Below are 23,855 nucleotides of genomic sequence, written 5' to 3' on the forward strand. Positions count from 1 at the left end.
GTCACCGCGTCGAAGCGGAATGGAGCTTGGTCGATTGCACGGCGATTCCCGCTTCGAGGGCGGATTCGACGTCGGCCGAATCCATTCCGGATTCCTCGAGCAGTGCACGAGTGTGCTGACTGAGCGCGGGGACGTCGCCCATGCGGGCCTCGACATCGCTGAAGGTCGCCGGGGGAAGCAGCGCCTCGACCTCGGCGTTCTCGGTGCCGACGGTGCGCCAGCGGTTTCTGGCGGCGAGTTGCGGATGGGCGACGACCTGCTCGATCTGCTTGACCTGCGCCGCGGGAACACCGGCAGCGGCAAGTTTCGCATCGAGTTCGGCGGTCGACCGGTGAGCGGTTCGTTCGGCCACCGCGGCGTCGCACTCGGCTCGATGTTTCACGCGGTCGATGTTTGTCGCGAAGCGGGGATCGTCGGCGAGTTCGGGCGCTTCGAGGACGTCGTGGACCAGTGCGCGCCAACCGTTCTCGCTCTGCACACCGATCAGTACCTGGCCGTCTCGAGTGGGATACGCGTCGTACGGCGCGATCGACGTGTGGCTCAGCCCCATGCGCGGTGGCTGCTCGCCCGTGTACATCTGCGTGTACATCGAGTGGCCCATCCACTCGACCGTGGCCTCGAGCATCGACACGTCGATCACGGATCCCTCACCGGTGCGTCCCCGCCGCAACAGGGCTGCAAGAACCGCTTGGGCACAATACATTCCGGACGCGATATCGGCCGTGGGGATACCTGTCTTCACCGGGGTTTCGGGCGTGCCCGTGATCGAGATCAGGCCGGCCTCGGCCTGTACGAGCATGTCGTAGGCCTTGCGTTGTTCCATCGGCCCGCCCGCGCCGAACCCGGAGAGGTTCACCACGATCAGTTCGGGGTGATCGGCACGCAGTCGTTCGGCTCCGAACCCGAGTCGCTCGGCCGCGCCGGGCGCGAGGTTCTGCAGGAAGACATCCGCACGATCGACGAGATTCCGTACGGCCGTGCGTCCTTCCGGCCGCTTGAGATCGACGGCGATCGATTCCTTGCCTCGGTTGAGCCACACGAAGTGCGCGCCCGTGCCGTGCACCACGTGGTCGTAGCCGCGCGCGAGGTCGCCACCGTCGGGGCGTTCGACCTTGATCACGCGGGCTCCGAGATCGGCAAGGTTCCGCGTGGCCAGCGGTGCCGCCACGGCTTGTTCGAGCGCGACGACGGTCACGCCCTCGAGGGGGAGTGTCATTTTGCCTTCTGTTCCTGCTTCACGAGTCCGCCCCCGATGATCAGGCGCTGGATTTCGCTGGTGCCCTCGTGCAGGCGCAGCAGGCGCACGTCGCGGTAGATCCGTTCGACGGCGACCTCGCGCATGTACCCGCTGCCGCCGTGGATCTGCACGGCGAGATCGGCGACCTTTCCGACCATTTCGGTGCAGAACAGCTTCGCCACCGAGGGGGCGATACGGCGGTCGGTCTCCTCGACCCATGCCTTCGCGGCGTCACGGACGAGCGCGCGGCCGGCCATCACCCCGGTCTGCTGATCGGCGATCATCGCCTGCACCAGCTGGAAGTTGCCGATCGGGGTGCCGCCCTGAGTTGCCGCAGCCGCGTACGCGACCGATTCGTCGAGGGCGCGCTGTGCCTGCCCGACGGCCAGCGCGGCGATGTGCACGCGGCCGCGGGCGAGCGAGATCATCGCGGCCTTGTAGCCCACGTCCTCGTTGCCGCCGACCAGCGCTGCCGCGGGAACCCGGACCTGGTCGAAGTGCACGTCCGCGGTCCAGGCGCCGGCCTGGCCCATCTTGGCGTCCTTGTTGCCCACCTGCACACCGTCGGCGTCCGCCGGGACGAGGAAGACCGCGATGCCGGTGCCGTTCTCGTCGGCCGGACGCGTGCGCGCGAAGACGACGAACAGATCGGCGATCGGTGCGTTGGTGATGAACCGCTTCTCGCCCGTGATGATCCAGTCGTCGCCGTCGCGCACGGCCTTGGTGCGCAGTCCGGCGGGGTTCGAACCGGCACCCGGCTCCGTCAGGGCGAAGGAGGCGACGACGTCGCCGGAGGCGATACCTTCGAGCCACCGCTTCTTCTGCTCGTCGGTGCCGAAGTTGACCAGGACCTGCCCGGCGATGCCGTTGTTGGTTCCGAACATCGAGCGCAGCGACAGGGTGGTGTATCCCAGTTCCATGGCGAGTTCGACGTCCTGCATCAGGTTCAGGCCCAGGCCGCCCCATTCCTGCGGAACGGCGTAGCCGAACAGGCCCATCTCCTTGACGGCGGCCCGGATGTCGTCGGGGATGGCGTCGGTCTCGGCGATCTCCTGCTCCCGAGGGACCACGCGAGTGCGGACGAATTCTCTGACGTGCCCGAGGATGTCGGCGAAGACGTCGTCGGGGACTTCGGTTTCGAGGAGGGACATGTCACCAACTATGGCGACGGGATTATGATCGGTCCAATACCTAATCGGTAGTTCTGAAATGACATGAAAAGCATCACCCGAGGTAGAAGGGCGGATCAGGTGGAGATCTCACAACTCCAGGCGTTCCTGGCGGTTGCCGAGGAACTGCACTTCGGTCGTGCAGCCGAGAAGCTGCATCGAGCGCAGCCCCCACTGAGCCGCACCATCAAGCAACTCGAACGCGAACTCGACACCGAGTTGTTCTCCCGCAGCACCCGGGCGGTGAAACTCACGGCGAGTGGAGAGGCGCTCGTCGGCCCTGCCCGGGACGTACTCGACGCGCTGCGCCGGGCCGAGGCCGCGGTCCGCGCCGCCGACGACGGAGACGTCGGACTCGTCCGCATCGCGTTCGCCGGGGCGTCGACCCACCAGCTCGTCGCTCGCCTCGCCCGGGTGGTGCGTTCGCAGCGGCCCGGCATCCAGCTCGAGCTCTCCAGCCAGAACTTCGCCCAGCCCGCGATGAAGAAGCTCGTGAGCGGCGAGACCGACATCGCGCTGGGCCGCTGGGACATCGTCCCCGCCGAGGTGGCCGTACGCGTGGTGATGCAGGACTCGCTCGTCGTAGCACTACCGGACACCCATCCGCTGGCGGGGGAACAGCGACTGTCGATCGCTCGGTTCGCTGCGGAAGGCTTCGTCTCCCTGCCCCCGCACGAGGGCGCGGTCCTTCCCGATCGGTTGCGCCGGCTCGCGCGCGCCGGAGGTTTCGTCCCCGACGTGGTCCAGGTCGCTCCGGACACCCAGACGGCATTGGCGCTGGTCAGCGCCGAGGTCGGGTGTCACCTGACCCTGGCGTCGGTGGCGGCGAACGTCAACGATCCCCATGTCGTGTTCGTTCCGCTCGACGAGTCCACCCCCGACGTCGACCTTCGTGTGGCATGGCGACGCGACGACCCCAACCCGGCATCGAAGGCCGTCCTCCGGATCGTGCTCGACACCGCCGACAAGGATTTCCGGTGAGCGTGGAGTGGTGAACATGCACTCGAATGCCGTTGCCCGACAGTCAGAGTGGGCGCAGGCCGATAATCGAGCGCGCCGAAACGTAGACGTACCGGTCGCCGGGGCGGACGCTGAGCGTTCCCCCGTCACCGAGCGCGTCCGGATCGTTGTCGACCGCAAGGAACGGGATATCCCACTCGAGGTCCCCGGTCCGGACGTCCATCGCCCACAGGCCGGTGAAATCGGACTGCACGATGAGGTCTTCGGTGTGGCCCAGCACCGTGCCGGACCGTTCGGGCACGTTCTGCCACAGCCTGGTCCCGGTGCGCAGGTCGAGTCCGGTCTCGGTGTGGGCGGTGTGATCGGTCAGCAGCGCGACGTCGCCGAGCACGGCACGCACCGTGCCCAACCGGGTGTTGGCGTTGTACTCGTCCGGTTCCCGTGGCACCGACACGAGTTCCGGGGCGGACCACACCGGGTCACCGGTGGCCCGGTCGTACGCGCCGTCGCCGAGCAGGACCGGTACGGTGTCGTCGGCGGGGCCGTCGAACGCAGGGGAGTGCGCCGCGGCGCTGTCGGTGGCGGCGATGACGGCTCCGGTGCCGTCGAGCAGGTCGGATCCGGTGACACGGAGACCGTCGCACTCGACGTGCACGCGCACGACCAGCGCGCCGAGCGTCGGCTGGACGCGGGAGCAGCCGTCCGCCTGCGCGGTCCACGTCTCGTCGCCGGTGTCGAGGTCGAATCCGGCGATGTCGGTACCGAGCGTGAGCAGTCCCTGTCCGTGGTGCACATCGAGGGCGTCGGGTAGGGCGGTGTCGTCCCAGCCGGTGCCCATGTCGAACGCGCGGGTGAAGTGCGCGTCGGGATCGAGGAGAGTTCCTGCGTGCACCCGCACGTCGTCGTTCTCGACGCTGCCTTCCGCGACGTAGAGACGGTCGTCGGTGGCGGCGATCGCGAAGGTGCCCCACTCGGTGGGGACGCGGGTGATCTCACCCGTCACGAGGTCGTAGCCGACCAGCGCCGGATCGTCGGACCAGCCCGGAGTGAAGCACACCAGGGTTGCATCCACCGCGGAATCCGCGCATCCGGCCAGGTCGCTCGCGGGGCTGAGCCACCGGATCCGTCCGGAGTCGGCGTCGACACCGACGAGGTGCGCATCGTCCAGGGCCATGCCGCCCGGGACACCGACGAGCGCGACGGCGGTGTCGCCGAGATCGAGGAAACCCGGCATGCCCCAGTCGTATTCGCTGCCGTACACAGGATCCCGGAACTGCGCCGACTCGTGTCCGTGGACGGTGCGCGCCTCGACGGTCCAGCCGAGGCCGGGCGCCGCGTCGACGGTTCCGGTGATCTTGCGGGTGCCGTCGCCGTCGGCGTGGGCGATCACCGCGACAGCGCCGGCCGTGGTCACGACGGCGGCGACCGCGGCACACAAGAGGTTTCGAATCTCCCTGGTTACCGCCACCGTCACACCTCCAGGCCCGGCGTCGACGCGATCTGCTCGAGGCGCTCCATCGGTAGCGGTTCGTCCGGAATATCGGCGCGGGAGGTGACATCGACCCGGGTGCCCGACGGGCGGGTCACGGTCACCGTCCGGGTCGTACTCGTCACGGGGACCGAACCTGCCGCGAGTCCTTGCGTCGTGAGGATGTACTCCCGCCGCTGGATTACCGTGCCGTCCGGTAGTTCTCGGGTCTCGACGAATCCGCTCCCGGTGGTCGGGGTGGGCGCCTCGTCGTCGGGTGTAGCGGATGGGCGTGGTTGTCCTGCCGCGACCGCGACGGTCAGCGTCGATTCGCTTCCGGGCGTCGTGACGCGCACGGCCTGGCACAATCCTGCGCCGTCGAAACCTGCGGGTCGCAGTTCACCGAGCGGGCTATCCACCGCGAGGTCGGCGACGGGAATCCCCGCCAGCACACCGTCCAGCCGGGCGGCGGTCGCGGCGTCGATCGGGTCACTGTCCGAGGGCGAGGAGCACGATTCCGGGACGGTCGGCGTGCCGGGCGGAACCGGTGCGCTCACACGCAGTTCGGGTACGGAGACCAGGGCGACGAGTTCGTCGACGGTCAGCGGGGGATGGCCAGAGTGGACGGCGTCCCCGGTCGTGCTGTCGGTGTCGTCGATGTGCGCGCTGATCTCGGAACCGTCGGGGGCGTACGCCTGCGCGCTCCGGAACACCGTTCGCACCCCGTTGGTTTCGGACCACGTGTCATTGACGTCCACGACGGTGCCGTCGTCGAGCACGCGGCGTTCATCGAGCCTGCCGGCGACACACGGCGGGACGGGCGTCGTCGACGCCCGGACGGACAGGGATAGCGCCCCGGCGTCCTCGTCGCGGCGGATCGTCGCATATGCCGTCGTGAAACCGCCGAACCGGGCGCGGTCCGCGTCGTTCTCGAAAGACGGATCGAGGATCGGTCCGAACAGCAGGGACTGCCGGGGCGACGCGAAGACCATGTCGGCGTCGTCCGGCAACGCGCGGACGACTGCGTCGGTCATCGCGACCGCCTTCGGTCCCGAGAACCACGGATACGCGGGGTTGTCGTACCCGAAGTCGCTGCCGGAGAAGGAGAGGAACCCTGCGTCGTCACCGGGTGGTTCGACGCTCTCGCATCCGGGGATGGTCGTCGGGTAGGTCACCGGTTCGGTGACGTAGGTGTATTCCTCGGCGGCGGCCGGCGCGGCCGTCGTGGTCGTCGGAGGTGTGGTGGTCAGTTCTGGTTCGGGGTCGCGGAGCAGGCCGCTCACGATCACCCCGCACGCGGCGATCGCGACGAACAACAGGCCGTACGTCCACCCCGTGACGGCGCGCGACGTACCGGATCCGGGGTCGCTCATCGTGTTCCGTACCTCCACCTCGACGGGTCCGGACCACCCTACGTGTCACCCCTCGCGGTGAACGTGCAGAAGTTGTCGCGACGCGCCGAGGCGCCGCGACAACTTCTGCACACTCGTCTTCGTGGCGGACGTCAGACCAGCGCGAGCGCGGCGAACGCGGCCAGGCCGACCAGCGCAGCGCCGGTCACTGCCTGCACGCGACGATCGACGACGCACATCACCGACAGGAAGCCGGGCATCGTGCCGCCGCGGCGGGAGTGGATGATGGCCGCGACACTCGGCATGCACCGGCCGAGCGAGACGACGGTGAACATCGCCGCGCCCAGGGCGGGGGAGCCGACCGCGAGCACGCCGAGCACCAGCAGGTAGTACGCGCTGGACCGGATGAAGATCATGAAACCGGGGCCGATGATCGCGCCGAACAGCAGCGACACCTTCCACGGCTCCATGGTCCGACGCAGGTGCCGGGGGAGCTGCTGACGGCGCATCGGCGCCGGCATCGTGAGCACACCGATCTCGTGCAGGCCGTAGGCGAGCGCGAATAGGGCCCATCCGGCGAGCAGCCACAGCGGCGACAGGTGTGCGGCGGTGACCGATCCGATCGCGCCGAGCAGCGCACCGGTGACCGCGCCGGTGCTCACCGAGCCCAGCGCGTGCCAGCCGAGCCGGCGCAGCGGCGTCGATGAGCCCTTGCGGTTGGGCTGCTTCGGTGCCGCGACGACCCCGGCCACCGACATGCCACATGTCGACCAGTTCGCGGCCAGCGAGGTGACGAGGCCCGCGCCGACGACCGCGGCGGTCAGCGCCGTCGACGTCGTCGGGGAGGCGAGAGTCGCGACACCCGCGCCGACGACGGCGGCACCGGCAGCCATGCCGAGGCGTGCCTGCACGGACACCGCGCCTTCGAGGGTCGGGCGGATGTCGGGGAGATCGGTCTCGATCGGTTGATGGGACAGGACGGCGGTCATGGGAACCTCCTGGTCGGTTGCTGTCTTCGAACTTCCGCTGGGGTGTCAGCGGACGGTGACGGTGCCGGTCATGTACGGATGGATCGAGCACGTGTACGTGTACGTCCCGGCCTGGTCGAACGTGTGCGTGTAGGTGCCGTCGCCTGTGATCCCGCTGTCGAAGGCACCGGGCGACTCGACGTGGTGGAGGACACCGCCGTCCTCGAACCGCCATTCGACGGTGCCGCCGACCGGCACGACGACGTCCATCGGGCTGAACTGCACGTTGCTGATCTCGATCACCGCGTCGGGCGCTTCCTCTCCGGCGCATCCGGCCGCCGCGGTGGCGAGGACACCGCAGGCGAGGATCCAGCGATGCCGAACGAGTCTGCGCGGCTGCACTATTGCACGATCACTGTGCCGACCATCGACGCGTGCGGTGTGCAGTGGTACGTGAACGTGCCGGCCTCGTCGAAGGTGAATTCGTAGGTGCCCTCGGTGAGCAGTTCGCTCTGCAGCACACCGTCGAGCGGGCCGTCACCGGCGACGTCGTGGGGCAACCCGTTGTCGTCGAACCGCCACTGGACGGTCTGGCCCTTCTCGATGGTGACCGACGCGGGCGAGTACGACATGTTCGTCACGTCGATCACGACGGCGGGTTCGGTCGCCGCATCGGACGATCCGCACGCGGTCAGTCCGGAAGCGGCGATCAGTGCCGCGGCCAGTGGAAGCAGTTTCTTCACGGGGTGTCCTCTCATCGGATATACCGCAGGTTCGCGGTCATACCCGCCTCGAAGTGATAGGCATTGTGGCAGTGGAACATCCACTCGCCCGGATTGTCGGCGTCGAACTCGATCGCGAGTTCGGTGCCGGGTAGGACATTGACGGTGTCACGGCGCAGACCGCCGTATTCGGGAATCGCGAACGTGTGTCCGTGGGTGTGCATCGGATGCCACATCGTTGTGGTGTTCGCCATCGTGATGCGCACCCGTTCCCCTTGGCGCATGACCAGTTTCCCGGCGTCGGGTCCGGCCATGCCCCACACGTACCGGTCGCCGGCCTGGATCAGCTCGACCCGGTAGTCCCGGTCGACGGGCCGCGAATCGAGCCGGACCGCATCGGCCGGCCGCAGCGCGCTCTCGGCGAGCAGCCTACCGGCGAGTTCCGGGATGACCGGCCCCACATCGGGATTCGACAGGGGAGCGGCATCGGTGGAGCGCAGCACGGTCGACGCGTGACCGTCCCGGCCCTCGACTTTCGCGACCACCGGCCAGGCGCCGGACTTCAACGTGACGAGCACGTCGTAGCGCTGCGCCATCCCGATGATCAGGGTGTCGGTGGTCGTCGGGGTGACGTCGAAGCCGTCCGCCGCGATCACCGTCAGTTCGTGCCCGGCGATCGCGAAGCGGTACGGCGTCTCGGCGGCCGCATTGATGATCCGCAGCCGCACCCGGCTGCCCGGTGCCGCCGTCACGACCTCGGGGTCGTTGGGCGGGCGCCCGTTGATCAGGTGCAGCGGATACCCGATGTGCTGGGTCATCCCGCCGAGCGGCGTCGAGGAACCGTGCCCACCGGAGACGGCGGCCTGGGCCACCGACATCTGCTCGGCGCTGTGTTCGACGGCCGTGCCACCGCCGTGCCCGCCGTGGCCGTGACCGCCGGCCATCGCCGGATTGAGCGCCGCCAGCACCGCTTCAGGTGTGGTGCCGAGCCCGTCGATCCAGTCGTCGAGCACGAGCACGACGTCGACATCCGCACCCGAGCGGTCGTCCGGGTCCTCGACGACGAGGGCCCCGAACAGTCCACGATCGGCCTGCAGGCCGCTGTGCGAGTGGTACCAGTGCGTGCCCGGGTCGGGAACGACGAAGTCGTACACGAACGCGCCCGCCGGTGCGATCGGATCCTGCGTCACCGGTGCCGCACCGTCCATGTCGTTGCGGATCCGGATACCGTGCCAATGCAGGGTCGTGTCCACTTCCAGGTCGTTGCGCACCGACACGAGCATCTTGTCGCGCACACTCGCCCGCAGTTCAGGTGCCACCGCGCGGCCGCCGTACGACCAGGTGTCGACGAGCCGGCCGCCGAGATCGACGGTGGCCACGCCCGCGGCGAGCGCTACCGGAACCTCCTTTCCGTTCCAACGGCGGGCCTGTTCGGCCGCGGCGATCTCGGGGTCGGTGGGCGAGATGTAGTCGGGCGGGGCGCCTGAGTCGGCCGCATCGGCCGAACTGCAGGACGCCGCACCCAGACCCAGGATGCCGAGGCCCACCGCACCGGCTCCGAGGGAGCCGATGCGGAGGAACCCGCGGCGATCCAGGATCGGTCCTGATCGGGTCATTCCAATACCTGAGGGGTGAGTAGTGTTCCGAAATCCTCGACGTTGCCGGTGATCTCGGCCGAGCTGACCTTGTCGCCGGTTTCGGACGAGATGCCGACGATCGTCTGCTTGGATTCGCCGTCGACCTCGGGACCGGCACCGAGGACGTACAGCGTGCTGCCGTCGACGGAGAAGGTCATGCTGTCGATGCTCGTCAGGCCGAGCGCAGCGAGATCGAGCGTCTTGACCGGAGCGAAGTTCGATGCGTCGGTCAGCTCGATCTTCACCACGTCACCGCCGCGAGCGGAGTGGGGGTGGACCACGCTGTCCGTGTACTCGATCGCGATGCGGTTGCCGGTGTTGTTGATGGCGTTTCCGGCGAACCGGCCGCTGTCCTGTCCGGCGTTGCCGATCGGTGCCACCGCGGACTCCGGCAGACCGTTCGAGAAGTCGAAGACGAACACGTCGCCGTTCTCGCTCACCAGCAGCGCCTTCTTCGCGTCGGCGGCCCAGGTGACCTTGCGGGTACTGACGAAGTCGTCGGGCAGAACCTTCGCTCGCTTCGTCTCGGTCGGCACGCCGGCGTCGTCGATCGAGATCTGGATCAGCTCCCGGTTGTCCTCGCAGACGCTGTACAGCTCGTGCCCGTCGAGCCACGTGAACGGACCGCAGCCGATGATCTGCAGCGAGCCGCTCTCCTTCTTCGCCTCCAGATCCACGACCCGGACGCCGTACAGGCCGTCGTCCCAGGTCACGAAGTACTTGCCGTCCGAGGTCACGGCGTTGGATCCCGGCCGGGAGTGGACGCGGGCGTAGTCGGGGAGCAGGACCTCCGAAGGTTCGAGCAGGTTGCCCGAGTAGGTGCTGACCGTGAAGTCCGCGGCGCCGCGCGACCCGCGCGGACGCCACACCTCCGCCGCGAGAACGGCGGGGTCGTCCGGTGTTTCGCCGACGAACCCGTGGATGACCGGATCCCAGATGCCGGGGCCCACCACGAAACGGCTGCCCGCGACACCGGTGACCGGGTCGAGGGCGTTGACGCCGAGTTCGAGCTTGCCGAAGCCGCCGGCGACGGCGAGCAGGTCGGTCGGCTTGATCGGATCGATCGACCCGACGTGCACGGGTTCCGGGATGGTGTCGCCGATCTCCTGATCGTCGTGACCGAGGGAGATGCCCTCACCGGGCGGGATGACCGGCACGGTGGGATAGGTGACCTCGCCGCTGGACGAAGCATCGTCGTCCGAGCTGCAGCCCGTCAGGACGAGTGCGGCAGCGAGAGGGGCCGCCACTACCGCGGCGGACCGGGAAAGACGCTTGGAGCGTTCGGTTTTCATGCGCCGGCACCGACCTTCGGGCGCGCGGCCGGACGGGTCTGGCAGTCCTCGCCGATGATCGGGGCCATCGTGCAGGTGTAGGCCTGGGACTCGTCGGACACGCACCAGATGATCTCCTGGTCGTTGCTGCCCGAGACCGGGTTGTACATGATCGCCTGCATGTCGGGCTCGCCGCAGAACGCGTTGGAACACGACGGTGCGCCACAGCAGTCGTAGTAGGCGATCAGGTAGGTCTTTCCGGTGTCGGGGTTCGTGCAGCAGCCGACCCAGAACTCGGCGCCCGGCTTGCTGCCGGGGGCGCAGGTGGTGACGCCACCACCGTTACACGCCGCACACGAGGTGCCGTCCATGTTGCACCAGCGCCAGTACTCGCACTCGGCCGGATCTTTGCCGTCGAACGTGATGAACTGGGGGTCGGGCGCATCCGGAGCGGGCGGCGGCGCCGGGGTTTCCTGGGCCATCGCGGTGCGCGTGACGGGCAGCGAGCTGATCAGCGCGACACCCGAGACGCCCATCGTCCAGCGTCCGATCCTGCCGAGCATCGAGCGGCGCGAAGTGCGTTCGGACAGTTTGCGTCCCGTGCGGCTCATGAAGGAACCGCCTTGACCGGCCATCCACGCGGCCTGTTCACGGACGGTGGCCTCGTCGACCGGATATCGCTGCTCCGTCACCTCATGCGGTTCCGGATTGTTGTGTTGCATGGCGGTTCGCCTCCTTCTATCGGGGGGTGGGTCAGGCGGACTTCGCCTGCGCGTGGAGGTGCTGGAGGGACGGCGTGCCGGATTCGAGAGCGTTGAGCAGACTCTCGACCTGCGCCATGTGGTTGGTCAGGCCCTTGCCGCGGATCTTGCCGTGCTCGTCGAGGATCACGCCGTACGGCGTGGTCCCGACCTGGTAGGCGATGCCCACGTCACGGGCGTCGACATAGCTGAGTTCGGTGCCGATGTTTGCGCCGGCCAGGAACTGCTTGTGCTCCTCGGGTGTTCCGTCGGAGATGATCACGACGTCGAGGTCGGATTCGGCGCGGGCCATCGCACGCATACCGGGCAGCAGGCTCTTGCAGGTGCTGCAGCTCGGCGCCGTGAACATCAGCAGCTGCGGCTTGTCGCGGTGACCGCCGACCTTCACCGAGCGTCCGAGGTGATCGACGAGACCGGAGAACGACGGCCCGGCCTGCTCGATCTTCGGTCCGGTGTCCATCATCCGCGCGCCGAGCGGGCCGAGCCGCACCTGGACGCGGCCGATCTCCCGGGCGAGCGCCAGAGTCATGAGGAACAGCAGTGCGACCGCGATTGTCAGCACGACGACGGCCACCAGCAGAAAGTTCGTCATCGATTCAGTCCTGTCTACGAAAGTTGTTTCGGGAAAAAGAGAGTCACGAGCCGTAACGGGAGACGGTGCTCGTCGCCCGCAACCGGATCGAGGCGGCGCTCAGGTAGTCGTCGACCGGACGCCGTCCGACGTGCACGACCGAGCGGATCTGCGCGACGGCGACGACGGCCAGCACGACCAGCAGTCCGCCGGCCACCGCGGCCAGACGTTCGGGCACCGTGACGGACACGGACCCGGCCAAAGCGAGCACCAGCGCGGCCACCGTGAACGACGCCGCGCGTGCCGCGTGGAACCAGCCGATCTGCGGGACCTCGTGGGCACCGAACGCGAAGCATCCGCAGTCGAGGTCGCGACGGCCGCGCGCCAGGTTCACGGTCAGTCCCGTGGTGAAGGCCGTGAACAGCAGGGCTGCGGCCACAGCCGGCCACCGGCCGCCGATCCCGAGGATCAGCAGGGCACCGACCACGACCTCGACGAACGGCAGCGTCGCCGCCACCGCGCGTTCCGCGGGGGCCGGCAGCAGCCGGTATCCCTTCACCACCGTCAGCAGCCCGTCCCGGTCGCGGAGCTTCGGAATGCCCGCGAGCAGAAGCGTCCCACCGAGGATCGATGCGAGCACCACCCAGATCATGGATTTCGTCCTCTCTGTCGTCGGGGAAATCCTGACGAGCAGATGAGGCGGTCTTGCTGCGCGGAGGAAACAACTGTGCGGTCGCCGAGTGGAAACCGGATGCCGTGGGTGATTTGCGCGGTTTGCGCTGGTAGTGGCATTCCTCGGGGCCGGATGGGCGCGCCCGACCGCGGGCGATCTCAATCTGCGGACGGTCGCCGCCGAGCGGATTTCCACTTGGGGTTACACCACCGAAACGGTGGACGCGGTGTCCGTCACACACGAGGGCGTGCCGCGACGGAGAGGCCGTCCGCTCGGCAATCACCCGTCAGGGGATTACTGATTGCACAAGGTCCGGAGGAAGGGAAGCGACGGATCGCCGCGGCTCACCGCCGAATTGCGGGCACGCGGTGAGAAGGTCGGCAACAGGGCCGTAGCGTCACCGCGTCCTGGTCACCGTGAGGCGCACACTGCCCCGATTGTTGCCGTAGAAGCCCCACGCGTCGTTGGCAAAGGCGTAGAGGTATCCGGATCGGCACACCCGATCGGTGGTTCCTGCGCCGATGGCGATGCGCTGATGCAGGGCCTCGGCACCCTTGAGGGGGATCGCGTCGTTGGCGACGACACCGATCAGCGACATCCACGGCAGGTCTTCGTACCTGCGGGTCAGCAGGAAGTCGGCCTGCGGGTTCCCGGTCACGAGCCGGAACAACCGCTCGCCCAGACCCAGTGCGCTGCTGGCCAGGCGGAACGCCTCCCGGGGGTGAAACTGCTGCCGGCCGGTGGTGCCGGCCGGACCGGACGCGATATGGAGATCCATCCATTCGCCGCCGGCGGCGAAGGTGTACTCGCCGGCGTCGAGGTAGAGGCCGGTCCAGTTCCACGGATTGTTGGCGGATACGTCGACGGTGGCGGATTCTCCGGGTGCAAGGGTTCGGGTGGGTCGGTAGGGGCCGCTGGTAATCGGTGGTGTCTCGTGACGCCTGTACACCGACGAGTGCAGCGAGAGGTTGTTCCCACCTGCGTCGATCATGGGGGTGGCGCGGGGCCGCGGCTGCATGAACGGCTCGATCAGCGGTCGCAGGATGGGCTCGTACAGCGGCTCGAGCAGACCGTAGATGCCTTGGTTGTCGTCGTGCATCTGGCCGAGTGGGTCGGGTTGGATCTGTTTCTCGACCGCATCGCGGAACGCGAGCCCGACAGCGGCGCGCGACTCGTCGATCATCCATTGCAGTGCACCGTCGCTCAGGCCCGTCTGTGGGTGCCCGCCACCGACATCCATGTGGCTGCCCGGGAACCACACCTGCTCGACGGTTTGGCCCGGCTCCGGGTCGGACCACAACGTCGGAGTGAACGCTGCCCGCTGCTCGTCGAGCGCCACCGCGTGGCGCCCGTGCTTCACATGCCGGTTGAGTTTGACGTCGTGGAAGGCGTACCGCGTCGGAGGGTCCAGCAGGTTGGTCCAGCCGAGCGTGTCCGGGATGCCCAGCGCTCCGACGGTGTCCCACACACCGATGAAGTCCACCGGGATCCGATCCGGCTGAGCGGGGTCGTAGGAGAAGCGGAGGCCGTCGCGCCAGCCGGGATCGGCGGCGGCTCCCCGCCGGTACCGCTGCCGGTAGACGTGCCGGATCCGACGCCGGATCGTCGCCGGATCGAGGCAGTCGGTCTCGATCAGCCCGCACGCTCCGATCATCCCGGCGACGCTGCGCGCGGTGAAGGCGCCGCGGCTGAAACCGAACAGCGCGATGGAGTCCCCGGGCCGGTACGTGGTGGTCAGCCGGTGGTAGGCGTCCGTCACGTCTCTCGACAGCCCGAACCCGGTTGCTCCTCCCAGTAGCCAGCCGAGCAGATCACCACTGACGGTCCCCACCCCGGGCTGGTACCGAGTCAGCTGCTCCTGCCCCTCGGTCTGCCCGTCCGTCGCAGTGTCCACCAGGGCGTTGTACAAGCGGCGCACATTCGAAGGCGCTAATTGGCCCGGTGTGTTCCAGGTGCCGTCGCAGCACACGACGAGTCGACGCATCTTCGACCTCCCCTACCGGCAAGCGGACAGATCCCCGTTGTGCGGTGAAAAGCCTTGTGCAGTGACAAGCGGTTGTGGACCCGGGCCTTCTTCTGGCGGAGCCCCACCTGCTTCGGCAACAGCCCCCGACATGCGCGCCTGTCCATCGTGCTCTCGGAGATACGCGGCTGTCACTGATCGTTAGGCTGCGCAAACAGCGTGACGAGAATCGCAATTCCCGGCACACGGGTAGGAAATCTGTCTGAAACAAACACTCCATACGGTCCCTACGGATGGCCCGGTCGAGATCGCGGGCCTACGAAGGGAACGGTGGCCGGGGTGAGTAGCGGCAGACGTGGCGGTAGTGGTTCACGGATCGGCGGCGCGCTCGCCGCTGCGATCGCGCGGTCGCGCAACAGCGAACCGAAGGCGCCACCGGTGTTCTCCCCGCTGCGTGCGCTGGGCCGTCGGCAGCTGTCCCAGATCGATCTGATCGGGCAGTCCCTGTCGACCATCGCGCCGGCGACCGGAATGATCTTCATCGCCGCCTGGATCATCACCGCGGAACCGGGCTTCGCCGGTCTCGCCGCGATCGTCGGAACCACCGCGGTCGTGGTTGCCGTCGCCTTCTGCATCACCCAGTTCACGCGGCGTCTCGCCGCAGCGGGATCGCTGTACAGCTTCGCATTCCACGGGCTCTCGCGCCGCGCGACACTGACCGTCGGGGCGGCGCTCCTGCTCGGCTATCTCGGCATCTCGATCTCGGTGCTGGCGAACTCGGCCGTCAGCCTGCTGGGAATCGGGACGGCACTCGGGATCGACCTGCCGGGCACGGCACCGCTGCTGGTGACCACCGCACTGGTCGCCGGGACGGTCGCGCTGATCACCGTGCGCGGGGTGCGATTCGCGACCCGCGCAATCCTCGTCGTCGAGGCCTGCTCGCTCGTCCTGATCGGCGTATTGATGGTCGCAGGTCCGGACCTCGACGAAACCGTCGGTACCCCGGCCATATCCGGAACCCTGCCGTTCCTCGCGATGCTGGTCGTGTTCAGCATGGCCGGTTTCGAGAGCGCCGCCTTCTTCGGGGCCGAGGCGCGACGGCCGCTGACGACCGTCTCGCGCGCGGTGCTCGTCACCCCGATGGTGTGCGGCGCCGCGTTCGTCTTCGCCGGGTGGGCCGCCATGTCCGGTCACGCGGATGCGGTCGTCGCCGCCTATTTCGACGGCACGGCATCCGGGGCGAGCCTCGGGATGGTCATCGCCGTGAAGGTCGGTGTCACCTGCTCCTGGCTCGCCTCCACCCTCGGCTGTGCGCAGGCCGGATCCCGTCTTCTGCTGGCGATGGGCATCGAAGGAACCGCGCCGAGGTCCCTGTCGCGGGTCCACCGTCGGCTGCGCACGCCGTACGTCGCCGTGGGGTGGTTCAGCCTGGCGAGCGTCACCGGCGCATGTGTGTATCTGCTGGTGTTCGTGGCGGATTCGACCCCTTTCGAGAGCTTCGTCGAGGTCGCGATCGTCATCGCCTACACCCTGCTCGCGGTGTCGTGCCTGCGGTTCCTGCGGCGGATCGGCGAGGACGCACCGTCCACCACCGCGCTGTCGGCCGGGATCGCCCTTGTCGGTGCGGGACTGCTCGCCTACCTGGTCGTCGACGGCGTGACGCACGGATCGTGGGCGATGCCGGTCGCGGTGCTCATCGTCGGCGTGTCCGGCACGATCTGGGCGTGGCTGCTGAGACGACTCCGACCCGAGTCCCTCACGACGATGGGGACTTTCGACAGTATCGAAACCATCGACCTGCTCCCGGGCTCGGGTGAACTCGTGCTGGACGACGACGGTCGGCCCCAGGTCGTGTCGGTGCAATCCGGCGCGGGGTTCGGGGCATGACCGCACACGTCGAGGCCGAGGTCGGGTTCAGCGGTCAGCAGCCGAAAGCGGTGCGCAAGGCCCTCGTCATGCTCGAGGCCGTTGCACACCTCGGCCCGGGAGCGACCGCGAAGGAGATCGCCCGGTTCGCGGGGGTCGCGCCCACCACCGCCTACCGCATGCTCAATCTGCTCGTCGCGGACGGATTCCTGGTTCGGGTGCCGGACCTGTCGGGGTTCGCGCTCGGCCGGCGCACAGCCGAGTTGTCCCGCGCGGCGGTCGCGACGGACACGTCACCGACCCTGCACGAAACCGTCGAGGAGTTGCGCTCGCACACCCGGTTCGGGCTGCACGTGGCGTCGTTCGCGGGAGGGCGGCTGCGGTTCGTCGACCAGGATCCCGATCACGAGATCGTCGGGATCACGCTGCTCGCGAAGAACCTGCACGCGAACGCACTGGGCAAGGTGATGCTGGCGCACAATCCGGCGTTGAACGAGGGGCTCGAACTGCGCCGTCTCACCGATTTCACGGTGTGCGATCCGGAGGTGCTGCGCGCCGAACTGATGCAGGCGCAGCTCGACGGTCACGCGTTCGAGAATCAGGAGTGCCGGCTGGGCCGGTCGGCGCTGGCGGTGCCGATCCGCAACCACGCGGCCGAGGTCGTCGGGGGACTGTGCCTGCAGGGCTCTCCGCTGCGCGTCTCGCCGACCGACTACGAGCAGTTGCGATTCCTGCACGAGGGGTCGCGCCGGCTCACCGGATTGTTGTGAAGCCCTTCAGGATTCCCGTGTAGGGCTTCGGCGGCGGCGGCGCGAACTCGCCGCGTTTGCCGGTTGTCAGGCCCATCGTGACCAGCGACTGCACCGTGAGGGTCGCGGCCGCAACGCCGTCGACCACGGGGGCGCCGATGTCGGCGGAGATCCGCGCGCACAGATCGGCCATCCCCGCGCAGCCCAGCACGATCGCGTCGGAGCCGTCGGTCTCGAGGGCCTCGTGGCATGCCTCGGTGATGATCTTGCGGGCGTCGGGGTCGGTCTCGAGGTCGAGCACCGGAATCTCGCACGCGTGGATACCCCGGCACGCGTCGCGGAGTCCGTAGCGCTCGGCCAGGTCCCGGGCCCGGCCCGTGGTGCGGCCGAGGGTGGTGACGACGGAGAAGCCCCGGCCCAGGAAGCTCGCGGTGTGCATCGCGGCCTCGGCGATCCCCACGACCGGTCCGGTCGCGACCTCACGGGCGGCGTCCAGGCCCGGGTCGCCGAAGCACGCGATCACGTAGCCGTCGGCGCCGTCTTCTTCTCCTTTCGCGATCTCGGCGAGAAGGCCGGGTACGGCCAGGGATTCGTCGTAGTGGCTTTCGATCGACGCGGGCCCCATCTCGGGGCTGACCGCCTCGACGCGTGTGCCCGGGCCTGCGACGGCCCGGGCACACGCCTCGATCGTGGCGGTCATCGACCACGTGGTGTTCGGGTTGATGACCTTGATGAACATATGGTCAGACGACTTCCTGTGTGACGGACGATGATTCGGGGATCTGCACCGCGAGCCGGGTGCGGGTCGCGAGCAGGTGGTAGGTGACGAACCCGAGTCCGCAGCCGATGAACCAGCTGTACTGCGCGGCCGTGTGCATGCCGGGGGCGTTGTTGAACAGCACCGGGATCATCGCGACGACGGCGCCGACGACGGTCGCGACCACCGCGGCCGGGTTGTAACCCTTGCGGTACCAGTAGGCGCCCTTCTCGGACATGGTGAACAGGTCGTCGACGATCACCTTCTGCTTGCGGACCAGGTAGTAGTCGGCGATGAGGATGCCGAACAGCGGGCCGATGAACGCGCCGAGCGTCTCGAGCGTGTAGTGGATGACGTCCGGGTTGTTGTACAGGTTCCACGGGGTGATCAGCACCGAGCCGACCGCGGCGATCATGCCGCCGGCACGCCAGCTGATCTTCTGCGGGCTCACGTTCGAGAAGTCGAACGCGGGCGAGATGAAGTTCGCGACGATGTTGATGCCCACGGTGGCGATCGCGAAGGTGAGCGCGCCCAGGACGATCGCGAACGTCGAGTCGATGCGCGCGACCGTCTCGACCGGGTCGGTGATCAGCTCGCCGTACACCGGCAGCGTCAGCGACGCGGTGACAACCACGAGGAGCGAGAACACCAGGAAGTTGACGGGCAGCCCGAGGAAGTTACCGCGCTTGACGGCGGCGAAGGACTTGCCGTACCGGGAGAAGTCACCGAAGTTGAGCATCGGGCCGGAGAAGTACGAGACCACCAGTGCGATGGCGCCGAGCATGACCGGAATCGAGGACCAGCCGGTGTGGGTGACGGAGCCCAGGTTCAGGTCGATCGCGCTCCAGCCGGCCTTCGAGATCAGGTAGCCGCACAGCAGGAACATCACCACGTACACGGCGGGACCGCAGAAGTCGATGAACCTGCGGATCGATTCCATGCCGCGCCAGAACACGCACGCCTGCAGGACCCACAGCGTCAGGAAGCTGACCCAGCCGAGCGCGGACAGGCCGGCGAAGCCGTAGTTCTCCACGACGGCGTACGGCGCCAACGACGGAAACAGCTTGACGAGCACCACGTCCAGTGCCGCCGAGGCGAGGAACGTCTGGATGCCGTACCAGGCCACCGCGATCAACCCTCGGATGATCGCCGGGATGTTCGCGCCGAGCACGCCGAACACGCTGCGGCAGATCACGGGATAGGGCACACCCGTCACCTGGCTGGGTTTGGCGACCAGATTGCAGAAGAAGTAGACGATCGTGATTCCGGCCAGCAGCGAGACCAGCACCTGCCAGCTCGCCAGGCCGAGCGCGAAAAGACTTCCGGCCGTGACATATCCGCCGACACTGTGCACGTCGGACATCCAGAACGCGAAGATGTTGTACGAGCCCCACCGCTGATCCTTCAGCGGAGCCAGATCGTCGTTGGTCAACCGCGGATCGTAGGGTGGCGCGGACGACGCGGTGGCGGCGGTGACGGGGGGTGAGATCACTTCGGTCATGGGTGCTCCTGGCATCGACGGGATACTGCACCGATCGGGCTGTTCGCCGAGCGGATCGGTGTGGTCCCGTAGAAACGGTGTGTGCCCGGAACGCCAGCAACGGCGATGACGTCCGATGCCGGAAACGCTATCGACGTCGTGTTGCCGCCGTATTACTCGAAATGTATATCTTCCCGGGTCAGCAGACCCGTGTCGACCGGGAGGGTCTCGATCGTCGAATCGAGCCTGCGATTGTGCGTCTCGGCGGCGGCGAGCAGCCCCGGAACGTCGCGCGCGAGGAAGCAGTCGAGCATGCGGCCGTGATCGGCGTGGAGGACGGCGCGATGGGCCGCCGTCACGTGGACCATCGGCTGAACGGGTTCGGTGATGTTCCAAGCCGATTCGAGCATGTGCAGCAGCCGGTGCATGCGCGACGGCGCGGTCAGCGCCATGTGGAACACCCGGCTCTCCCGATGGTAGGCGACCGGATCGTCCTCGGCGACGGCCTGTTCGAGCCGCTCGTGGCTGGCGCGTGCCAGCGCATGGTCGGCCTCGGTCGCGTGCACGACCGCGGCGGTCAGCGACGCCGTCTCGAGGGTTTCCCGCACCAGGTACATCTCGCGGAACTCGGCCGCGGTCAGCCGGGCGACGGTGTAGCCACCGTTCTGCCGGTGGTCGACGAGTCCCTCACCGATCAGCGTCTTGAGTGCTTCGCGAATCGGTATCCGGCTCACCCCGAACAGCTCCGCGATCTCACCGACCGGAATCGCCGTGCCGGGCGGGGCCGCGCCCGACAGGATCACGCGGCGGAGCTCGTCGAGGATCGCCTGCTGTGGGCGGCCGGGCCGGTCGACGTCGAACTGGGCGAGCAGGGCCGAGCGGTGACGTGGCGGCACGCGAACTCCTTTCGGCACACGTATTCCTTTCGGCACGGCAACGACCGTGACGGTATCCCCGTGATGTTTCGGACACGTGTCGTGGGCGGTGCGGTCCGGCGTAGGGTGGCGGCCATGACCGCTTGGACCACAAGGGACATTCCGGATCAGCAGGGGCGCACCGTCGTCGTCACCGGCGCCAACAGCGGATTGGGGGAGCAGACCGCCCGTGCCCTCGCGAAGGCCGGCGCGGACGTCGTCCTCGCGTGCCGCGACGTGGCAAAGGGGGAGGACGTCGCCGCGTCGATCGGTCCCCGCGCGCAGGTGAAGCGCCTCGATCTCGCGGATCTGGCCTCGGTCCGCGAATTCGCCGCCGGTATCGAGAAGGTCGACGTCCTCGTCAACAACGCCGGGGTCATGGCGGTGCCGTTGCGCCGGACCGCCGACGGTTTCGAGATGCAGATCGGCACCAACCACCTCGGGCACTTCGCGCTGACCAACCTGCTGCTCGACCGCATCACCGATCGGGTCGTCACCGTCTCGAGTGCGATGCACAGGATCGGGCGCATCGGTCTCGACGACCTGAACTGGGAGCGCCGCCGCTACGAGCGCTGGCTCGCTTACGGACAGTCGAAGCTGGCGAACCTGCTGTTCGCATACGAGTTGCAGCGCCGGCTGACCGCGCAGGGCTCGACGGTGCTGTCGCTGGCCGCGCATCCCGGATATGCCCGGACGAATCTGCAATCGCGCACCGAGTCGATCCAGGATTGGATGATGAAGATCAGCGATCCGATCATCGGGCAGTCCGCGGAGAAGGGTGCGCTGCCGTTGCTGTACGCGGCGACCTCACCGGACGTCGTTCCCGGCGGATTCTACGGACCCGACAAGTTTTTCGAGATGCGCGGTCACCCGCATCGGGTGCGGTCGAACGCCCGCTCGCACGACGAGACCGTCGCGCGGCAATTGTGGGAGCTGTCCGAAAGGTTGTGCTCGCTCACCTGAAATCCGAGGTCGAGGTCCCGGGCGCGCACGCCCCCGGCACCGGCAGCGCATCGCGTTCGCACAACCCCGTCTGGCCCACCAGATCCAGCGTGCGCAGGTAGCGGCGCAGCAGGTCGCCGGCCGAGATGTCGCTGTCGACGGCGCGCAAGGCCGCGGCCAGCCCGTCGCCGCGCGCGAGCCGGTGGATCGCGACGACCGCGACCGGGTCCGGTTCGGGCGAGGGCGGGAGCCCGAGCCGCTGCTCGGCGGTGGCCAGGTCCGTCCACACCCGCCCGGTCGCGCGCAGCGCGGCGTCCACCGCAGCGGTCGCACGACCCGCCCGTGCCGGGACACGGCTGCGCGATTCGCCGAGCACGCTCGACGCGACCGCCGCCAGCTCGGCCGCGTCGAGACCCGCCCACACGCCGTTGCGGAGGCATTCGGCGACGAGAAGATCGTTCGCGCAATAGATCCGGGCCAGCCGTCGCCCGTCGTCGGTGACATACGCGTGGCCGCCGTGCGGATCGAGTAGGACGTGGCCGCGTTCGTCGAGCAGGGCCAGTACCCCGTCGAACGTGTCGGTGAGGCGGTCGGTGACGGTCGCGATGCGGGTGCGCATCGTGTCGGTGTCGTCGTCCAGAGTGTGCCGCCGGTCCGCGAGTGCGAGCAGGCGGTCGCGGTCGCCGCGGCGGTGCACCGGATGCGAGCGCACCGCCCGCGCCAGCGCCGTCACCGTCTCCGACGGGGCCGTGCCGCGCGCGGAGACGAGACGGTCGCGCAACGCGAGATACTCCGGAAAGCCTTCCGCAGCAGCGAGTTCCGAGTCCATGTCGCGCAGCCGCGCGGTGTTGGTGCGGGCCGCGGCGGTGAGGGCAGCGACGGACTTCTCGGCCTGGTACTGGGCGAAGGAACGACGCAGGAGGTCGCGGGCGGCGGGCGCGCCGAGCCGGTCCACCAGGTTCACGGCCGTGTTGTAGCCGACGCGCAGCGAACTGGTCAGCGGATAGGTGCGGGTGGACGCGAGGCCGGCGACGGTCGCCGGTTGCACCTCGGGGGTCCACAGCACCACCGCGTGACCCTCCGTGTCGATGCCGCGGCGACCGGCGCGGCCGGTGAGCTGGGTGTACTCGCCGGGGGTGAGTCGCTCGGGGCCGTCCGCGGTGGGTTTGACGAGGCGTTCGAGAACGACGGTGCGTGCCGGCATGTTCACGCCGACCGCGAGGGTCTCGGTGGCGAAGACGACGCGGACCAGCCCGAGGCCGAACAGTTCCTCCACGGCGTGCCGGAACACCGGCACCATCCCGGCGTGGTGGGCCGCGAAGCCGCGTTCGAGCCCGTCCAGCCACTCGGCGAAACCCAGTGCATCGAGGTCCGCGGGAGACACTGTCGCCGTGTGCTTTTCGACGACGGAACGGATCCGGTCGACATCCCCGGAATCGGTCAACCGCAGCGACGAGCGCAGGCATTCGTCGACGGCGGCGTCGCAGCCGGATCGGCTGAACCGGAACCAAATGGCGGGCAGCAGATCCTCGGCCTCGAGCCGCGCCACCAGTTCGGGACGGTCGGCGCCGGCCGGGCCGGGAGTCGCGGTGCGTCGGCGGCGACGTGCGCGGCCGGGAACCGCGGGCGCCGCCTCGACGAGCTGGCGGTGCGCGATGTACCGGACGAGCTGTTCGTCGACGGTGCCGGTGACGGGGGAGAACAAGTCGAACAGCCGGCCGCCGGCGAGGACGTGCTGCCACAGCGGCACCGGCCGGTGCTCCTCGACGACGACGGTCGTCGGCCCGCGCACCCGGCCGATCCATTCGCCGAATTCCTCGGCGTTGCTCACCGTCGCCGACAGGCTCACCAGGCGTACGGCAGGGGGGAGGGTGAGGATCGTTTCCTCCCACACGGCGCCGCGGTCGCGGTCGGCGAGATAGTGCACCTCGTCCATCACGACGTGGGTCAGCCCGGCCAGCAGCGGGGAACCGCCGTGCAGCATGCTGCGCAGCACCTCGGTCGTCATCACGACCACCGGTGCGTGCGGGCGCAGCGAGAGGTCGCCGGTGAGCAGCCCGACGTGGTCGTCCCCGAACCGGGCGGCGAGGTCGCTGTACTTCTGGTTGCTCAGCGCCTTGATCGGGGTGGTGTAGAAGCACTTGCCCTCACCGGCGAGCGCGAGGGTCGCGGCGAACTCGCCGACCACGGTCTTGCCGGACCCGGTGGGTGCGCACACCAGCACGTCCCGGCCCTCGTCGAGCGCGCGGCACGCGCGGAGCTGGAAGTCGTCGAGGGCGAAACCGAGGGTCGCCGTGAATCTCGCGAGCCGGGATTCGTCCTGCTTGCACACACTCACCACAGTAGGGCCTTCGGCCCGGTGTGCCTTTGTGGCGGTCAGGGCCGCCACAAAGGC

General features: G+C 68.5%; 21 protein-coding genes. 4 read left to right on the top strand and 17 right to left on the bottom strand.

The features are described from left to right. Position 1: 1 nt before the first annotated feature. Positions 2–1,216 (bottom strand): CaiB/BaiF CoA transferase family protein, encoded by a 1,215-nt coding sequence (locus tag ACWDUD_RS26945; protein ID WP_450111325.1) that lies wholly within the window; start codon positions 1,214–1,216, stop codon positions 2–4. Continuing rightward, on the bottom strand, positions 1,213–2,388 hold the full coding sequence (locus tag ACWDUD_RS26950) for an acyl-CoA dehydrogenase family protein (RefSeq protein WP_450111326.1): 1,176 nt from the start codon (positions 2,386–2,388) through the stop codon (positions 1,213–1,215). Before ACWDUD_RS26950 ends, ACWDUD_RS26945 begins: the two co-directional genes overlap by 4 nt. 99 nt (positions 2,389–2,487) lie before the next feature. Here ACWDUD_RS26950 and ACWDUD_RS26955 point away from each other — a divergent pair, with 99 nt between their 5' ends. After that, complete coding sequence (locus ACWDUD_RS26955; protein WP_197251628.1) at positions 2,488–3,387, top strand: LysR family transcriptional regulator; 900 nt, start codon at positions 2,488–2,490, stop codon at positions 3,385–3,387. A 43-nt stretch (positions 3,388–3,430) separates the two neighbouring features. Here ACWDUD_RS26955 and ACWDUD_RS26960 read toward each other — a convergent pair whose 3' ends face one another. From ACWDUD_RS26960 to ACWDUD_RS27010, 11 genes are all read right to left on the bottom strand, one after another. Beyond that, positions 3,431–4,834: an outer membrane protein assembly factor BamB family protein gene (locus ACWDUD_RS26960; RefSeq protein WP_450111327.1), complete on the bottom strand. Its 1,404-nt coding sequence runs from the start codon at positions 4,832–4,834 to the stop codon at positions 3,431–3,433. Between the two features lie 2 nt (positions 4,835–4,836). After that, entirely contained in the window at positions 4,837–6,207 is a 1,371-nt protein-coding gene (locus ACWDUD_RS26965; RefSeq protein WP_450111328.1) for a hypothetical protein, read from the bottom strand. 131 nt (positions 6,208–6,338) lie between these two features. Beyond that, the gene (locus ACWDUD_RS26970; RefSeq protein ID WP_450111329.1) at positions 6,339–7,175 is read right to left on the bottom strand and encodes a methylamine utilization protein; all 837 of its coding nucleotides are present in this window, start codon (positions 7,173–7,175) and stop codon (positions 6,339–6,341) included. Positions 7,176–7,220: 45 nt separating this feature from the next. Further along, positions 7,221–7,523, bottom strand: a complete 303-nt coding sequence (locus tag ACWDUD_RS26975) for a cupredoxin domain-containing protein (protein ID WP_197250092.1) — start codon at positions 7,521–7,523, stop codon at positions 7,221–7,223. A gap of 32 nt (positions 7,524–7,555) precedes the next feature. After that, on the bottom strand, positions 7,556–7,897 hold the full coding sequence (locus ACWDUD_RS26980) for a cupredoxin domain-containing protein (RefSeq protein ID WP_197250084.1): 342 nt from the start codon (positions 7,895–7,897) through the stop codon (positions 7,556–7,558). 11 nt (positions 7,898–7,908) lie between these two features. Next, the gene (locus ACWDUD_RS26985) at positions 7,909–9,492 is read right to left on the bottom strand and encodes a multicopper oxidase family protein (protein WP_450111330.1); all 1,584 of its coding nucleotides are present in this window, start codon (positions 9,490–9,492) and stop codon (positions 7,909–7,911) included. Then, on the bottom strand, positions 9,489–10,805 hold the full coding sequence (locus tag ACWDUD_RS26990) for a hypothetical protein (protein WP_450111331.1): 1,317 nt from the start codon (positions 10,803–10,805) through the stop codon (positions 9,489–9,491). The genes ACWDUD_RS26985 and ACWDUD_RS26990 overlap by 4 nt, the downstream gene beginning before the upstream one ends. Then, positions 10,802–11,506 (bottom strand): methylamine dehydrogenase light chain, encoded by a 705-nt coding sequence (locus tag ACWDUD_RS26995; RefSeq protein ID WP_197250081.1) that lies wholly within the window; start codon positions 11,504–11,506, stop codon positions 10,802–10,804. The genes ACWDUD_RS26990 and ACWDUD_RS26995 overlap by 4 nt, the downstream gene beginning before the upstream one ends. A gap of 31 nt (positions 11,507–11,537) precedes the next feature. Then, positions 11,538–12,137, bottom strand: a complete 600-nt coding sequence (locus tag ACWDUD_RS27000; protein ID WP_450111332.1) for a redoxin domain-containing protein — start codon at positions 12,135–12,137, stop codon at positions 11,538–11,540. A 43-nt stretch (positions 12,138–12,180) separates the two neighbouring features. Continuing rightward, positions 12,181–12,768: a MauE/DoxX family redox-associated membrane protein gene (locus tag ACWDUD_RS27005; RefSeq protein WP_450111333.1), complete on the bottom strand. Its 588-nt coding sequence runs from the start codon at positions 12,766–12,768 to the stop codon at positions 12,181–12,183. A 418-nt stretch (positions 12,769–13,186) separates the two neighbouring features. Continuing rightward, entirely contained in the window at positions 13,187–14,773 is a 1,587-nt protein-coding gene (locus tag ACWDUD_RS27010; protein WP_450111334.1) for a DUF2235 domain-containing protein, read from the bottom strand. 318 nt (positions 14,774–15,091) lie between these two features. Between ACWDUD_RS27010 and ACWDUD_RS27015 the strand changes: the two genes are divergently transcribed. Next, positions 15,092–16,639: an APC family permease gene (locus ACWDUD_RS27015; RefSeq protein ID WP_248675046.1), complete on the top strand. Its 1,548-nt coding sequence runs from the start codon at positions 15,092–15,094 to the stop codon at positions 16,637–16,639. Then, the gene (locus ACWDUD_RS27020) at positions 16,636–17,388 is read left to right on the top strand and encodes an IclR family transcriptional regulator (protein ID WP_197250076.1); all 753 of its coding nucleotides are present in this window, start codon (positions 16,636–16,638) and stop codon (positions 17,386–17,388) included. Before ACWDUD_RS27015 ends, ACWDUD_RS27020 begins: the two co-directional genes overlap by 4 nt. Here ACWDUD_RS27020 and ACWDUD_RS27025 read toward each other — a convergent pair. The 3 genes from ACWDUD_RS27025 to ACWDUD_RS27035 all read right to left on the bottom strand — a co-directional run bounded on the left by ACWDUD_RS27025 (position 17,372) and on the right by ACWDUD_RS27035 (position 20,500). Then, the gene (locus ACWDUD_RS27025; protein ID WP_450111335.1) at positions 17,372–18,106 is read right to left on the bottom strand and encodes an aspartate/glutamate racemase family protein; all 735 of its coding nucleotides are present in this window, start codon (positions 18,104–18,106) and stop codon (positions 17,372–17,374) included. The two genes, ACWDUD_RS27020 and ACWDUD_RS27025, sit on opposite strands and share 17 nt — an antisense overlap. 4 nt (positions 18,107–18,110) lie before the next feature. After that, positions 18,111–19,625: an NCS1 family nucleobase:cation symporter-1 gene (locus tag ACWDUD_RS27030; RefSeq protein WP_450111336.1), complete on the bottom strand. Its 1,515-nt coding sequence runs from the start codon at positions 19,623–19,625 to the stop codon at positions 18,111–18,113. A gap of 152 nt (positions 19,626–19,777) precedes the next feature. Next, entirely contained in the window at positions 19,778–20,500 is a 723-nt protein-coding gene (locus ACWDUD_RS27035; RefSeq protein WP_197250073.1) for a GntR family transcriptional regulator, read from the bottom strand. A 114-nt stretch (positions 20,501–20,614) separates the two neighbouring features. Here ACWDUD_RS27035 and ACWDUD_RS27040 point away from each other — a divergent pair, with 114 nt between their 5' ends. Then, positions 20,615–21,481 carry an oxidoreductase gene (locus ACWDUD_RS27040; protein WP_450111337.1) on the top strand — a complete coding sequence of 289 codons (867 nt, stop codon included), beginning with the start codon at positions 20,615–20,617 and terminating at the stop codon, positions 21,479–21,481. Here ACWDUD_RS27040 and ACWDUD_RS27045 read toward each other — a convergent pair. Then, positions 21,474–23,792: a DEAD/DEAH box helicase gene (locus tag ACWDUD_RS27045; protein ID WP_450111338.1), complete on the bottom strand. Its 2,319-nt coding sequence runs from the start codon at positions 23,790–23,792 to the stop codon at positions 21,474–21,476. The two genes, ACWDUD_RS27040 and ACWDUD_RS27045, sit on opposite strands and share 8 nt — an antisense overlap. Positions 23,793–23,855: the final 63 nt, after the last annotated feature.

Source organism: Rhodococcus sp. NPDC003382, assembly GCF_053589135.1.